This is a genomic window from Micromonospora sp. LOL_013 (genome assembly GCF_048060315.1).
Classification (GTDB): Bacteria; Actinomycetota; Actinomycetes; order Mycobacteriales; family Micromonosporaceae; genus Micromonospora_E.
Genome location: NZ_JBHMIQ010000042.1, coordinates 1 through 14623, shown reverse-complemented (window position 1 = coordinate 14623; position 14623 = coordinate 1). Strand labels below are relative to the sequence as shown.

General features: G+C 69.2%; 9 protein-coding genes and 2 pseudogenes. 1 reads left to right on the top strand and 10 read right to left on the bottom strand.

Going from position 1 to position 14623, the window contains the following annotated elements:
- Positions 1–5: 5 nt before the first annotated feature.
- From ACFHWS_RS23640 to ACFHWS_RS23610, 7 genes and pseudogenes are all read right to left on the bottom strand, one after another.
- Entirely contained in the window at positions 6–2777 is a 2772-nt protein-coding gene (locus tag ACFHWS_RS23640) for a hypothetical protein (protein WP_416569098.1), read from the bottom strand.
- Positions 2778–2783: 6 nt separating this feature from the next.
- Positions 2784–4139, bottom strand: coding sequence for a type VII secretion protein EccB (eccB, locus tag ACFHWS_RS23635; protein WP_416569097.1), 1356 nt, complete (start codon positions 4137–4139; stop codon positions 2784–2786).
- A 5-nt stretch (positions 4140–4144) separates the two neighbouring features.
- Complete coding sequence (gene eccD, locus ACFHWS_RS23630) at positions 4145–5554, bottom strand: type VII secretion integral membrane protein EccD (RefSeq protein ID WP_416569096.1); 1410 nt, start codon at positions 5552–5554, stop codon at positions 4145–4147.
- Positions 5555–5567: 13 nt separating this feature from the next.
- Positions 5568–7298 (bottom strand): annotated as a pseudogene (gene eccCb, locus ACFHWS_RS23625) (type VII secretion protein EccCb); the annotation flags it as partial.
- A gap of 74 nt (positions 7299–7372) precedes the next feature.
- Positions 7373–9560 (bottom strand): annotated as a pseudogene (gene eccCa / locus ACFHWS_RS23620) (type VII secretion protein EccCa); the annotation flags it as partial.
- Positions 9561–9633: 73 nt separating this feature from the next.
- Positions 9634–9978 (bottom strand): hypothetical protein, encoded by a 345-nt coding sequence (locus ACFHWS_RS23615; RefSeq protein WP_416551656.1) that lies wholly within the window; start codon positions 9976–9978, stop codon positions 9634–9636.
- A complete protein-coding gene (locus ACFHWS_RS23610; protein WP_416569095.1) occupies positions 9971–10885 on the bottom strand; it encodes a hypothetical protein in 915 nt (304 codons plus the stop codon). Before ACFHWS_RS23610 ends, ACFHWS_RS23615 begins: the two co-directional genes overlap by 8 nt.
- 2 nt (positions 10886–10887) lie before the next feature.
- Between ACFHWS_RS23610 and ACFHWS_RS23605 the strand changes: the two genes are divergently transcribed.
- Positions 10888–11025: a hypothetical protein gene (locus ACFHWS_RS23605; protein WP_416569094.1), complete on the top strand. Its 138-nt coding sequence runs from the start codon at positions 10888–10890 to the stop codon at positions 11023–11025.
- A gap of 1664 nt (positions 11026–12689) precedes the next feature.
- Here the strand turns inward: ACFHWS_RS23605 and ACFHWS_RS23600 are convergent.
- The 3 genes from ACFHWS_RS23600 to ACFHWS_RS23590 all read right to left on the bottom strand — a co-directional run bounded on the left by ACFHWS_RS23600 (position 12690) and on the right by ACFHWS_RS23590 (position 14411).
- Entirely contained in the window at positions 12690–13646 is a 957-nt protein-coding gene (locus tag ACFHWS_RS23600; RefSeq protein ID WP_416551652.1) for a hypothetical protein, read from the bottom strand.
- 96 nt (positions 13647–13742) lie between these two features.
- Positions 13743–14045 (bottom strand): WXG100 family type VII secretion target, encoded by a 303-nt coding sequence (locus tag ACFHWS_RS23595; RefSeq protein ID WP_416551650.1) that lies wholly within the window; start codon positions 14043–14045, stop codon positions 13743–13745.
- Between the two features lie 45 nt (positions 14046–14090).
- On the bottom strand, positions 14091–14411 hold the full coding sequence (locus tag ACFHWS_RS23590; protein WP_416551648.1) for a WXG100 family type VII secretion target: 321 nt from the start codon (positions 14409–14411) through the stop codon (positions 14091–14093).
- Between the last annotated feature and the right edge of the window lie 212 nt (positions 14412–14623).

Sequence of the window (14623 nt, the reverse complement as noted above, 5' to 3'; positions counted from 1 at the left end):
CCAGGTCACCTCCCCTCTTCGGACGGTGGCCGCAGGAGACCGGGCAGGGTGCCGAAGCGACCGGTCGACGCCTGGCCGACTCGTCTGCGGCCGTCGGTGCTGTTCCATCGCTCGAGGCTGCGGCGCATCGACGTGACGGCAAGTTCGTCGAGCGACATCCGGTTCGGGTCGACGCGGCCGTTCTCGTCGACCTCGTTGGTACCGAGCTCACGCAGCAGGATGCTGCCGCGATGCCCCCCACCCGGCTCCCTCAGCTCAAGAATCCTGAAGTGGCTGCCGGGCAGGAAGACGACCCGGTCGTCGACGTGGTCGTCGCCCTCCGGCTCCAACAACGCGGTACGGCGGGCGGTCATCGACCAGATCAGCAAATCGGTGTCGCCGTTCTGCCCGGCGCAGGGCGCGGTCAGCATCGTGACGAAGCTCCAGTCACTGACGATGTTCCGCTCGCGGTACATCGCCCATTCCTCGGCGAGCGGGCTCAACCGGGCGATGGTGCTGCCGCGGAAGGACGGCAACCGGGACAGCCCGGAGACGGCGCAGCGGGCGAACGGCACGTGCGGACCGTTCGCGCCGGTACGCAGGCCGGCGTCGACGCCCGCCCCCCGGGCAGCGAGAAACAGCCGGGCCGCGACGGAGTCGACGAGAACGTCGTCCGGGGTGCCGGCGCCACCGGACTTCATACCGGGATGCTCCGACATGATGCGCGAGACCGAGCTGGCCATGACGTCGAAGTCCCGGCTCAACGAACGACGCAGCCAGGCCCGTTCCTCGGCGATGCCGCGCCGGGGCAGCAAAGCCGCAGAGTCCGCCCCCGCCACGGGTTGCAGCCGGATAACGGGGGGCGCCGACACCGGGGCGGATTCCTCCGCGTCGGCCAGCCGCACCGCGGTGGTGACGGGTGAGTCCACCCGGGCGGCATCCGGTGCCCGTACGGACCCGTCAACACCGGCAGGCCCGTCAACACCATCGGACCCGTCAACGCCAGCAGGCCCGACACCCGGATCGGGTACGTCGATCGACGACTCGGTCGGTATCTGGATCGGAGCTGGTGGGGGCGGTGGGGAAAGGTCGATCGCCGGGGTCCCCGACGGCTGGTCCGGCGCAGCTGGTCGCGGCGCGCCGGACACCTCGGCGACCGGCTCGAGCGCTGACGGGGTACCCGACCCGACACGCTCCTCGGCCGGCAGGGCGGGCGAGGCGACGAGCGGCTCCGGCATCGGCCGGGCAATCCGCCGAGTCGGCGACGTCGGCAGTGCGCATCCCAGGGCGGCCTCCACCACCGATGGCGCCGATTCCGGGGCGGCCTCCACCACCGACGGCGCGGCACCCGAAGCAGCTTCCGCCGGCGGCGACGCGACCACAGCTTCCGGCGGCGGCGCGATCGCGACCACGGTGGTCACCGCGATCGGGTGCGGCCGGGGAGCGATCACCGTCGGTTCCGCACCGCTCGGCTGCCGATCGCCCGGCCGGTCCGGTGCCGACGTCAGAACCGCCTGGGCACGGCCGGCCGGCCGGAGCTCCGGCACCAGCACGGACGCCGCCACCAGGTCGGTGACCTGGCCCAGGTTCCCGTCGACCCGAGCGGTCAGATCCTCGGCCAGCTCACGCATCCGGGCCGCCTGACCCGCCTCGGTGTCGTCGAACACCATCATCGCGCTCGCGGGGTCGAGCGCCGATCCTCGAATCCGTTCCGCGTTGCCCGGCTCGTCCACCGGGCGGATCCACAGCCCGGCCTCGACCACCTCGACGACGGCATCCGGCGCGTACCAGTAGACCCGGGGACCGATCTCCTCGGCGTCGGGTAGCGGTCCGCGGTGGCTCAGCACGACAGGACGGCGGGCGCGTGAGTTCGGATGCGCCCGAGGCACATAGCCGAGCTCCAGAGCGTACGGTGGCCAGCCGAGCACGCCATCGGCGCGTACAGTCCGGATCTCGACCTTGCCGGGAGCACCGATCGGGACTCCCGAGTAGCAGACGACGTTGGTGCCCAGCAGATCGGCGAGAGTCTGGCCGAACGATTCACCGGCTGGCATCCGCACGTCGCCGTACCGGACGAAACGGGTGCGGAGTTGACTCTCCACGTCCAGCTCGCGCCAGAACCTGACGACGTCGTCGAGTGCCAGCGGCGCGGTACCCGGGCAGCCCAGAAGCACGGTCATCGTTTCCGGCTGGCACGGCACGTCGACGACGAGGCGACGGCGGTGCTCGTCGGTGACCTGCGGGACGCGGACATCGTGGATCCACACCCCGCCGGGCAGCGGCTCGATCTCCCCCGTCGAACTGGACGGCCGGCGCTCGGTCGCGGCAGCGTCCCACGACGGGGTCGGATAGCGTTTGGAATCCCAGGCCGGTGGCTTACCGGGGCGGAAGCGTACCCAGCCGCTACCAGGTTTGGAATGGATGAACAGCGCCCCCGCCGCGCCACGGACGAGGTCGCCGTCCGGTGCGATGACCGTACGGTTGAGCCGCTCGGACAGCCACTGCCCGGCCATCGCCGCCGTATCGTGCCGTTGCCCGCAGGTGACCAGTCGGATCCCGCGACGGCGGCGCGGCAGCACCCCCGCCATCGACTCCCACGAGTTGATCGACATTCCGCTGCCGAGGTCGAGAATCACCACGTCGTTGTCGGCGTCCGCCACGACCGAAAGTGCGAGATCCTGTGCCTCGCCGCTGATCTCGTCGCAGTGGTGCAGGACGAGCGCGTTGCCGACGGTGTGCCGCGCCACGTCACCGGGGTCGGATCGTCCGCCGCGCAACAGGTCTCTGATGGATGCCATGGACAGCTACCCCCTTGCCAGACTGAGGACGCCGGTACGGCTGAGCGCGGGCCCCTGGGGCAGGGCAGCCAGCAGCTCTCTCGGAAACGGGACGGCGGTCGCCGTACCGAGTCTGAGCGCGGCGAGCGTGTCCGAGCCGACGAGCCGGTGGGTCACGCCGTTGTCCGAAATCAGGGTGACCTCCGTACCCCCGTCGGCAGGAGGGTTCGGGGTCACCGTCATGCCGGACCCCGGCTCGACCAGCACGGTGGTCTCGCCGTCGGCACCGACCGCGGCCCAGCGCCGTTCGGTGAGGACGACTTCGCTGGTCACAGCCTCCGCACCGATCGGTCGTTGCCGTACGCAGAGCACCTGGTCGCCCGGGTCGTGCCAGTGATGACCGGTCAGGTCGGGCAGCCGCCCGGTCAGCGTCCGGTCAGCGGAGCGGGGGGCCGAGGCGACGGTGGCCGCGTCGAGCTCCACCGCGGTGTCGCCGCCGCTGACCGTGGCGAGGACGAACTCCATCCGGTCGATCGGGGCCAGCCCGTCGGTACGGAGCACGAAGAGCTGTTCCTCGCCAGCGGCCGGACGCTGCCGGAAGAGGGTGCCTATCTGGTAGGCCCGGCCGCCGACCCGCAGGCCGGATCGCCCGGCACCGGGGATTTTCGCCGGCCCGAGGGTGACTCCGGTCGGCAGCCAGTCGAGCCACTCCGTCGGTGCCATCGGCACCCGGGCGTTCGTGGCACCGAGCGCGACCAGCACCGAGTCGTCCTGCACCGGAAACTTGTAGAAGTCGGCGAGCAGGTACAGCCCGCCCCTCGCGTCACGTACCAGCGCGAAGGTCCGCTCGGCCAGCGGTGTGGCCGGGGCGTGCGGGTCGAGGTTGACGCCGAGTCGCGAGCCAGGCTGGTCCACCACCGAGCCGGGCAGGCAGGCGAGCCAGGGACCAGCCGCCAGGGCGGCCGCGTCGGGTACGGTCTGCGGCGCGTCGGGGATACCGATCTCCGGCCCACGCGGCAGGTCCTTCAGCGAGTTCCCGGAGATCAGCTTCACCGTAGCCGATGGACCCTGCAGTAGCAGGGCGGAGGTCAGGTTCGCCGTCGGGTACAGCACGCCGGCCCGGTAGACGTACCGCGTCCCGCTCTCCTTCTCCACCAGGATCACGCCTGCCTGCAGGTACGCCTTGCTGCCGCCGGGCACGATCCAGCCGTACACGGCGAGTCCACCGCCGATCAACAGGACCAGAATGACCCCGATCACCAGTCCGGTCAGGGCCCGTTGACCTGGGACGCGCGCGCTGGTCGGATCCCCTTCGACGAGGGCCGAGCTGAGTCGCCCCATCATGAAGGTGTGGGCGTGGACGTGGTCGCGTTGGGTCTGCACGGCGGTTACCCGAACAGTCCGCGGGCCCTGGCGTAGATCCCGAGGATCTGCGCCAGGACCGGAAGTACGGCGACACCGGTGGTGACGTCGAAGAAGGTCGCCGAGTACTCCCAGAACGGCAGCATCCGCCGGGGCCAGGGACGCAACGCCGCCATCACCAGCGGCACCACCAGCACGACAAGCGAGCCGAGCAGGACCCAGAGCCCTGCCGGCGACAGCATCTCGGAGAGCTTCACGACGACCATGAGGTAGCCGACGGTACCGGCGACGACGAGGGCGATCCGTTGCCAGACGCCGAAAAAGGTACGCGAGCGCAACAGGATTGCACTCGCGACCACCAGCACGAAGGTCCAGCCAGCCCACCCGTTCTGGCGCATCGTGAGGTGGAACAGCACAGGCAGGACGACCGCCGAAGCGATCAACGCCACGGCGAGGTACGTGTCCGCGTCACCGGTACGCCCCCGGACCAGGCCGGGCGGGGCGGGCTCGATGTCGTAGGACATGTCTTCGCTGCTCTTCGGCAGCTGCGGGCCACGCAGCCGGGCGAGCTTCACGGCGATCCTAGGGGCCAGCACGATCAGGGCGAAGATCATCGTGACCGCCGTGGCCGCAGTACGTGGCACGCTCATGCCGCTGACCGCGCCCAGCAGCATGACCAGTACGGTGGCCAGACCCACCAGCCCGGCGGCGAGGACGGGACGGACCGGCAGGGACGGGGCGAAGGTCCGCTGGGCGACGAGCAGGAGCGCGGCGACTGTCGACAGGGCCACTGCGGCGGCAAGACCGGCTCCGGCGGACACCGCGAGATGACCCGGCGTGTCGTCGACCGCCCTCGAGGCGGCCAGGGCGGTGAAGCCGGCGGCGACGGCGCCAAAGAGCAGGGAGAACGCGCCGTCGGCCAGGCGCCGGCCACAGATCAGCGCAGCGGTGGTGAGCATCGCGCCGAGCACGCCCGCCGCGACCACCTGCGGCAGTTGCTGGTCGTGTCTGGTCAGCACCACGGCGGTGGCGGCCATCCCGACGGCCGCCAACGCCAGGAACAGGTTCCGGCGGTATTCGGGCTGCCATCGGTCGTCACGGCGGTTGACGGCGATGGCCACCCCGTCGGCGAGGTCGTCGAAATCGAGCTCGGGCAGGGGACTCTCGGCCGGCCGTAGGTGCAGCTCCTCTCCTTCCAACCAGTCGAGACTCTCCGGCGTACCGGTCAGTTCGAAGGGTGCCTGTCCGAGGCGCTGCAGGACCCATGCCCCTCCTGCGGTGCCCGCCTTGACGAGGTAGCCGGTGTCGGTGGTCCGCTCGACCAGCAGGGGCAACAGGGCGGCCACCGTGGTGGTGACCGGAATCGCCAGGTCGACTCGGCGAGCCGGGCCGATCACGGTGATCCGGCAGAGGTCGACGTTGAGTGTCGCGGTCACCCGTGCATCCCTTTCATATGACGTGGCCTGTCTGGATCAGCTTCACGCCGCGACGGGTGACCAACTGGGCACGCCCGGGCGGCAGGCGACGGGGAGCCGCCTCACCAAGGAACTTGCCCTCTTCCTTCGGATAGGACAGCAGGGTCGCCGGTGTACCCAGCTCCCACATGCGGCGAAGGACCGGGTCCATCATGGCTCGGATCGCGCCGGAGGTACTGCGGGCGATCACCAAATGAAGTCCGATATAGACCCCCTGGGCCAGCAGCGGCAGTACCGGGTCGAGGACCGATCCCGGCCCCGATGACCGGGTCATCAGGTCGTAGTCGTCGACAATCAGGAACAGCTCCGGACCTTCCCACCAGTCCCGGCGGCGCATCCGTTCGGAGGAGACGTCCGGGCCGGGTACCCGCCGGTCCATCGACACCGTGGTCTGTCCGGCCAGCTCGTAGAGCTTGTCTCCGGTGAAACCGAACCCGACCTGGTACTCGGGGGTGATCGCGGTGTCGAGATCCCGGCGCGAGTCGCCGAGGACGACCTTCGCCCCGGACGGCGGGTAGTGCTGCTGGATGGCCCGTAGCACCAGCCGGAGCATGTTCGACTTGCCGGTCTCGTTGTCTCCGAACACCAACAGGTGCGGGGTGACCAGGAAGTCGTGCCAGACCGGGGCGAGCCGCTGCTCGTCCAGTCCGAGGCAGATCCTGAAGCTCGGCTCGGGTGCCGGCAGATTCTCCGCCGGAAGCTGGGTGGGGAGCATCCGTACGCCCGGCACGGGCGGGCCGGACCAGAAGGTGGCGATTTCCTCCACCGCCGACTTGGTCGCCTCGGCGAGGTCGTCCGCTCTCGATACGCCGTCCATGCGGGGAAGCGCGGCGAGGAAGTGCAGTCCGTTGTTGGTCAGGCCGCGCCCCGGCAGGTTCGGCACGGTCGCCGCCTTACGCGAACCCACCTCCGACTCCATGGAGTCAGCGAGCCGAAGCTCCAACCGGGTGCCGAGCAGGTCCCGCAGCCAGGTACGCATCTCGGACCACCGGGTGGCGGAGACGATGACATGGATGCCGTAGGAGAGCCCACGCGAGGCCAGTTCCTGGAACTTCGGTTCCAGGTCGGCGAAGTCCTGCTTCATCGTGTACCAGCCGTCGACGACCAGGAACACATGCCCGTACGGGTCGTCGATCTCACCACGGGCGCGAGCCGCCAGGTAGGTGGTCACCGAGTCGAGCCCGCGCTTGGCGAACTCGTACTCCCGGCGCTCCATGACCTGCGAGACCTCCTCGATGGTACGGACCACCCGGTCTCGCTCCATCCGGGACGCGATGGAGCCGATGTGCGGCAGCCCGGCGATGGAGGCGAGGCCACCGCCGCCGAAGTCGAGCCCGTAGAACTGCACCTCGTGTGGGGTGTTGGTGAAAGCCAGGGCGAGGATGACGCTGCGCAGCAGGGCGGACTTGCCGCTCTGTGGCGCACCGGCGATGCCGATGTGCCCGTCCGCGCCGCCGAGATCGATCGTGAGCAGGTCGCGTACCTGGTCGGCGGGCCGGTCGACGATGCCGGCCGGAACCCGCAGCCGCCCCTGGGCACCCGGGTCGTCGACCGTCATCCCGCGCCGCGGATCCGGCACGACGCTGGGTAGGAGCGTGTCCAGGCTGGGCGCGACGGACAGCGGCGGCAACCAGACCTGCCGGGCCGGCGGACCGGCGCCGGCGAGCCGGTCGAGCAGGACGTCGGCGAGACTCGGACCAGTCGCGGCCCCGGAGCCGGCCTCGACGGTCTCGGTTTCTTGGGCGGCTCCCGTTGCGGTGTCGTGCCCCGGCTCGGTCATCCGGGCCCGACCCGGATCGTGCCGGACATCGACCTGACCGGTGACGAACGGGACGACTTCGGCGGTCATCGGCCGTTCGTCTTCCGCCTCGTCGGCTCTGTCCCGTCCAACTCCGTGGTACGGCCCGGACACGTAGGCGGATTTGAACCGCACCAGGTTGGTGGTATCGATCTTGAGGTAGCCGTTGCCAGGCTCGGGCGGCAGCTCGTACGCCTTGCCGACGCCGATCACCGACCGCGACTCCATCGACGAGAAGGTACGCAGCGCCAGCCGGTACGACAGATGCCCCTCGACCCGGTTGATCCGGCCCTCGTCGAGGCGCTGCGAGGCCAGCAGCAGGTGCACGCCGAGTGACCGACCGAGCCGACCGATCGAGACGAAGAGATCCATGAACTCGCCCTTGCTGGACAGCAGCTCACTGAACTCGTCGACGACGATCAGCAGGACGGGGAACGGCACGAGGTGCGCACCAGCGGCGCGAGCCTTCTCGTAGTCGAACAGGGAGGCGTAGCCGCTGGAGCGCAGCAGTTCCTGACGCCGGGTCATCTCACCGTTGAGCGCGTCCTGCATCCGGTCGACGAGCGGCAGTTCGTCGGCGAGGTTGGTGATGACCGCCGACGTATGCGGCAGTTTCTCCATGCCGAGGAAGGTCGCGCCACCCTTGAAGTCGACCAGGACCAAGTTGAGGATCTCGGACGAGTGGGTGGCGGCCAAGGCGCAGACGAGGGTACGCAGCAGCTCGCTCTTGCCGGAGCCGGTCGCGCCGATCAGCAGGCCGTGCGGTCCCATCCCGCCCTGCGCGGACTCCTTGAGGTCCAGCTCGATCACCTCACCACTCTCGGTGACCCCGATCGGCACGGTCAGGCGGTTTCGCTGCGGAGCGTGGGTGCGCCACAGTGCCGCTACGTCGAAGGTCCTGGCGTCCCGGATGCCGAGCAGGGTGGTCAGTTCGAAGTCGCTTTCCAACGGCTCCTCAACCACGTCGAGGGTGCCGCTGGTCCGTTTCGGCGCGATGATTCTCGCCAACGCCTCGCATTCTGCGGCGGCCATCCCGTCCACCAGCGCGGTTCCGACGCTCTCCCCAGCGGGGAAGGTGACCCGGTCCGACTCCAGGGTGAGCCGTAGCACCTTGGGCCCGCCGGGCATCTGACCGGTCAGGTCGAGCAGCACCAGGTTGCGGATGCCCGCGCCGAGCAGCCGCGAGCTGTCGGGTAGGTCGGTCAGGTGAGCGACGACCACCACGAACGGCTCGGTGGACGATGGACGGGACTCCCGGTCGTGGTCGCCCCGGTCGGTGATCTCCGGCCCGAGCAGGTCGAGCAGCTCGTCGTGGTCGGCGGCGAACAGACGCACCGGCCCGGCGGCGTCGAAGGCGGTCGAATGGGCATTGTGCGGCAGCCACTTGATCCAGTCCCACTCCCCGCGGTGCACCTCCGGCGCGAGGACCGCCACCCGCAGTTCGTCCGGGGCGTGCAGGGTGGCCAGGGCCGCCACCATCGACCGGACCAGATCGATCGCCTTGTCCGCTTCGCCCTCGAACTCGACGCTGGTGAAGCTTCGCAGGCCGACCGAGGTCGGGATCCCGGACACCGTGCGGTACGCCTCGGAAAACCGTCGCAAGGAGATCGACGATAGTGGTTCCAGGTCCTCGATCGGTTTGGTCTGCGGAGGTAGGAACCGCAGCATCGCGTTCTGCCGGCCGAGCCCGATCCGGACCCGGCCGAAGTCGTCGTGGCCGGGGCGTCGTTCCCACAGTCGGCTGCTCATCGCTACCGACCACAGCCACTGCGGCTGCGGATGGTTCCACAAAACCGCCTGGCGCTGGTCCTCAGCCGCCTTCCGGGCCTGCCGACGGAGCTGGGCGATGTAGCGCAGGAAGTCCCGGCGTTCGCCACGCATCTGGCGCTTGCGCTCCGCAGCGGCCCGACCGATCTGCATGACGCCCATCAACAGCATGCCGACGGCCATCGCTCCGCCCATCACGTACATGACCGGCGCACGGCTGTAAAGGCCGAACATGGCCATCATCGCGCCCATGCCCAGGCCCATCGGCACGATCATGGCGAACGAGCGGAAGTCGAGCGGTGCCTCCTCCGCCATCAGCGGAGGCTCCTGCAGTTCCACCTCCCCGTCCGGATCCGCCGGCCCGGCCGCGCGCGGTGGCCTCTTGACAGTGATGGTGCTCATGCCAGCACTCCATAATGCCGGCGGCGACGGTCGCCGGACGATGTCAGGCCGGAGTGCCGTTGCCTCAGGACGCTCATCCGAGCCCCCCAGTTCCGCAACCGGTACCACCCCATGCCGCGTCGTCCTGGCGAAGCAGCCCGACCGCGTACCGGTCGGCGCGGCGCTCGGACGGGTACTCGTCGTCCCCGTCGCTCTCGCTGACTCCTCGGCGCCGGGTGGACTGGCGGGACTCGGACTGCTCCCGCTCTCGCCGCGCCGCCTCGTCCATTTCCCGCTGCCGCTGGCGCATCAGCTCCAGCCGTTCGGCGTTGGTGTAGTCCGGTCCCCCGCAACGCAACGGTCTGGCCTCAGGCTCCGGCGCCGCCGCTCGCCTCCGTCGCCAGGATTCCAGCGGCCTCGGCTCGACGTCGTCACGCATCTCTTGCCTCCATCTCACGCTCGGGTTCCGGACCGCGTAGCCACCAAATGCCGTCCGGGTCGGCCCAGTGCGACGGATCGGCTGCATCCTCCGCCGGCCGCACGACCGGTACCCGGTCGTCCGTTCTCTTCCGCTGGTCCAGGTCGGCGCGGGCCCAGACGACCTCGTCCTCCCGCAGCAGATCCGCGGCGTCCGGGCGGTCGACCGGCTCACGTTCCTCAGCCGTATTGACCACCGGAGGTACGCCGAAGGCGACTGGCGCGGCCGGTCGGTCCGCACCCGTCTGCCGGGCCGGCACCGCTGCGGGGCGCTGCCCGGCGACGGGTCCCGGCACGTCGGATACGGACGTCCCGGCCGACCCCGCCGGGTCGATCGGGCCGCTTGACTCGTCGCGGGGCGGTTCGACCGGTACGGTGCCCAACCCGGCACCGCCGGCCGTCGCTCCGCCGGGGGCCTGCGGGCCGGCGGGCAGGTCCGGCCCGACAGCGGCCCAGTCGTCGATGTCTCCCTCGACCAGTCCGGTGGCGTCCGGACGGTCCGGCTGGCCGTTGCCGCCCGACTGTGCTCCGGGTGACCCGGGTGCTCCCGGCATGGGCGGCACCCCACCGACCGGTCCGGAGTGGGCGCCGGGAGCGAAACCCGCGTCGGGCTGTCTGGACGACTGTGACGGCGTCGCGATCGGGGGCGGGGTCGAAAAGCCCGTCGAATTCGCGGGTGTTCCTTCGTCGCCCAGTCCGGCACCCCCGGCACTGGCCCCGGCAGGTGCGTCGGGTACGTCGACCGTACCGGTGGGCGGTTGCCAGTCCTGCAGGTCGCCGTCGACCAGCCCGGCCGAGTCCGGACGGTCCGGCACGCCGGAGCCACCCCCGGCACCCGCCCCCGGGGCACCCGGCGCTCCGGGCATCATCGGTGGCACAGCTCCTGGTGGAGCCGATCCTGGTGGAGCCGATCCTGGTGGAGCCGATCCTGGTGGAGCCGACCCTGGTGGAGCCGACCCTGGTGGAGCCGACCCCGCTGGCGGCTGTTCGTTCCCGGGCACCGGGCTGATTTCCGGGACCTGGTCGAGGCCGCCACCGCCCGGGCTGACTCCGCCGGGCGCGTCCGGAGCCGCCGACCCAGGTTCGCCGGGGGTCCAGTCCGACCGGTCACCGTCGACCAGCCCTGAGGAGTCCGGGCGGTCCGGTGCCGCTTCCCCGCCGCCGAGGCCGGGACCGGGCGCGCCAGGTGCGCCCGGCATCGGCCCGGGTGCCGGTGCACCGGGATTGGACGGGCTACCCGCAGGAGGCTCGACGACCGGTGGCTCGGACCCCGGAGCGGGAACCTCCGGCAAATCCACACCACCACCACCGGGGGCGGGAGCCGGCGGTGCGCCGCCGTTCGGCGGTTGGCTGCCGCCACCCGGCGCGGGGGTGTTCGGCACCGGAGTGACGACCGGTGGGACGACGGGCGGCACCACGCCGGAACCGCCGCCGCCGACCTGGCCAGGATCGGCATCCGGCGAGGTACCGGGTGGGGGAACCGCCGGGGCGTCGAACCCGGGTAGCCCGTCGCTCGGCGGCTCTATGACGACAGGGGCCGCTACGCCCGGGCCGCCACTGCCCACAGATCCGCCAACCGGACTGTCGGGAAGTGCCTCGGGTCCGGTGACCGGTGGACTCTCGACTGCAGGAGGTTCCGCCACCTCCGGTGGCGGCTCGACCGAGGGTGAAACGGGCGGCGGCTCTGTCGAGGGTGGAGCAGGTGGCTCCGTCTGGGGCAGAGTCGGAGGCACGGAGGGTGGCTCAGAGGGAGGCTGGGTCGGAGGTTCGGTGGGAGGTTGGGTCGGCGGTTCAGCCGGTGGTTCGGTCGGCGGCTCGGTCGGCGGCTCGGTCGGCGGCTCGACGGGTGGTTCCGTTGGTGGCAGGGTCGGCGGGCCGGTGGGCTCGGGAATGCTGTCCGGGCTGAGGCTGCCGTCTCCGCTGGGCGACACGACCTTCGGCACGGTCAGTACGTACTGGTCTGCCAGCGTCAGCGCGACCTCCAGCATCTGGTTGGTCATCGGGCGGGCGAACCGGGTCGAACTGATCGCAACGTTCCCGCCGTCCGTGTGGGCGACGTCGTCTTCGGAGGCCGCGGCGATCTTCGCCCACGCTTTGTCCAGATAGTCGAGCTGCTCCTGCGCCCAATGCAGGTAGTGTGAGTCCTTCATTAGCTGGTTCGGCAGGGTCGCCGAGCCGCTCATGCCAGCACCGCCACGCAGGCGCTCCGCCTGGTTGCCGAGGAACCTGGCGTAGTAGTCCATCTTCGCAAGGAAGGCATCGGCTGCGGTTCCCTGCCACGCCTTCTCTTCACCTGCGATCGCGTGCGACTGCACGCTGATGAAGGTTTCCAGCCACTCCAGGGTGTTGACCGCCTGCTGGAAAGCGCCGGCCGCGTCGGCGAGACTCTGTGCCCTCACCAGGGTGCTGGCGTAATCGGCTCCCGCGTCGGTTTCGAGTGCGGAACCCCCGTTCACCGCTGCCTTGATCCGCCGCCAGCCGGGAGGGTCGGACTGAGCCCACAGCTCCAGGTCGTTGATCGGCTCCGTCGCCGTCGTCAGTGGAGGAAACGTCGCCTTGGGGTCGGAGTGGTGCGCCCACTCCTTGTCGTCTTCATCGTCTGCCATCGACTATCCACACCTGTCCGCCATCGTGCCGTCCGCCACCGCGCGCCCCTGAAATCGGGGAGCGCGCCTACTCGTCGCCGCCCGTGTCCCCGGTCTTGGCACCATCAGTGGAGACCTGACCGAAGTCGCCGGTGTCCCCGAGGTACCCCCACGTGTCACCCATGTGTTGACCGAACTGCGCCTCGGTCATCTTGTTGAACTCTTCGGTTCGCTCCTCGAGGTCCTTGCCCGTGCGTTCGTTACCCTCTTCGGTACGCTCGTATGAGTTGGCCATCTGCAACAGGCTCTCGCGGAGCGAAAAAAGCGTCCGGTGCACCTGCACCAGCAGACCTTTGGTGTCACCTATCAGGCCGAGGTTATCGCCGCCGTTACCGGCGAGCTTCTGCCGCATCAGCTCCGCTTTGGCGAACTTGCCGGGCCGGATGTCGAGCTCGTCGAATCTGTTACTGGCGTCAAGCAGCATCCCGCCGCCTTCCCAGGCGATCTTGTCGATCTGATGCACGAAGTGCCGGATGGCCTCGGTGCTAACCTTGAGCTGACCATTCTTGTTGTCACCCCCGGTATAGGCCTTGACCTCTGGGGCATCGATGTCTCCGTCTATGTCGTACGAATCAGGCTCCTCGAAGTCATCCCAGGAGACATTGTCCTCGTTTGCGGCGGTAGCGTGGTATTCGTCGACGTGGTCGTCCCACTTGTCAAAATCGAGGATTTCACTCTCGTACCATTCGTAGGCAGCCTTCTCGTCCGCACTGTAGGTAGACCAGTCGATGGTGTCACTCAGGTAGGGGTAGCACTTTCCGTCATTCTCCGCCGCAATGTCGTCGTTGACCTTGTCAATGACCGCCTCGATCCATCCAGGTGGATGCTTGTTCGGGAATCCGTCAACCTCCCCGCTGTTGAACTTATCGAATATTCCCATTTGATCTGCAGCTGGCCGATTGGGCTTATCCCAATCCAGGGACGAACTGTAGGGTTTATCCCACTCCACGAGTAGCTCACCGTTTCCATCCCACATCATGACCATTTTCGTCGATCTCCTTTATTGTTTGGGTACGGGTCGGTCATTCCGGCGGCGAGCCGGCTGCCGGGAGACGTACCGCCCCGGCAGCCGGCAGGAAACTCAGCCGCCGCGGACGTCGTTCCAGATCTTGGTGTGCCGTTGCTCGGTCGTGCCGTAGTTCTCGGAGATGGTCAGCAGCGTCCGGCGCGCCTGCTCCAGGTAGGTGCTCATGTCCTGCGCGGCCTGGTTCCACTGGAGCTTGGCCGCGTAGTAACTCGTCCGCGCGTCGCCGGTCCATTCCTCGAGACTGCGTTCGACGTTGCGCTCCATTTCAGCGAGCGCACTGGCGATACGGCCGTTGATTTGATTCATGTCATACAGTGTTGCGTCGGCCTGGTTGAAGTCGAAACGGTAGTTGGACACCGTCGGGTCCTTCCTGAGAAGCGTGGTGGTTGACCGGTCAGCGGGTCAGATGCCGGGCAGTGCGGCCCCGAAGTCCCGGGCGGCCTGCGAGGCGTCGTCCTCCGCGGCTCGGTATCCGGCGGTCGTGACGCCCATGACGTCCATCATGTGCATCAGCTCGTTGATCACGGTCTGGAACGACCTCTCCCAGTTGTCCATCGCCTGGTTGAAGCTGTTCGAGGCGTCGCCTCGCCAGCTCGCCTGCAGCGTGGTCATCTGAGTGTTGACACTGCGCAGGTGGCCGGTGAACTCCTGGGTCTTGGCGGCGAACTCGGTGGCCGCCGCCTGCATCCCGGGATCGGTGGTCTGGACCACGGGCATGGTCACAACGACACTCCTCTCGTCGTACGTCGAAGGTCTGACGACGTCGAACTCCCTGCTCGGCGATCGCCGACCCGAGTGTTCCCGGCCGCCCCGTACGACGAGCAAGCCCAGCGGTCAGCGGATGTCCGAAATGACGGGGAACTCTGCCTACTTCCCCCTAGGGCGTGTATCAAAGTCGGTCACAGCCACTCGTTGATCGCCGCGACCTGCACGGT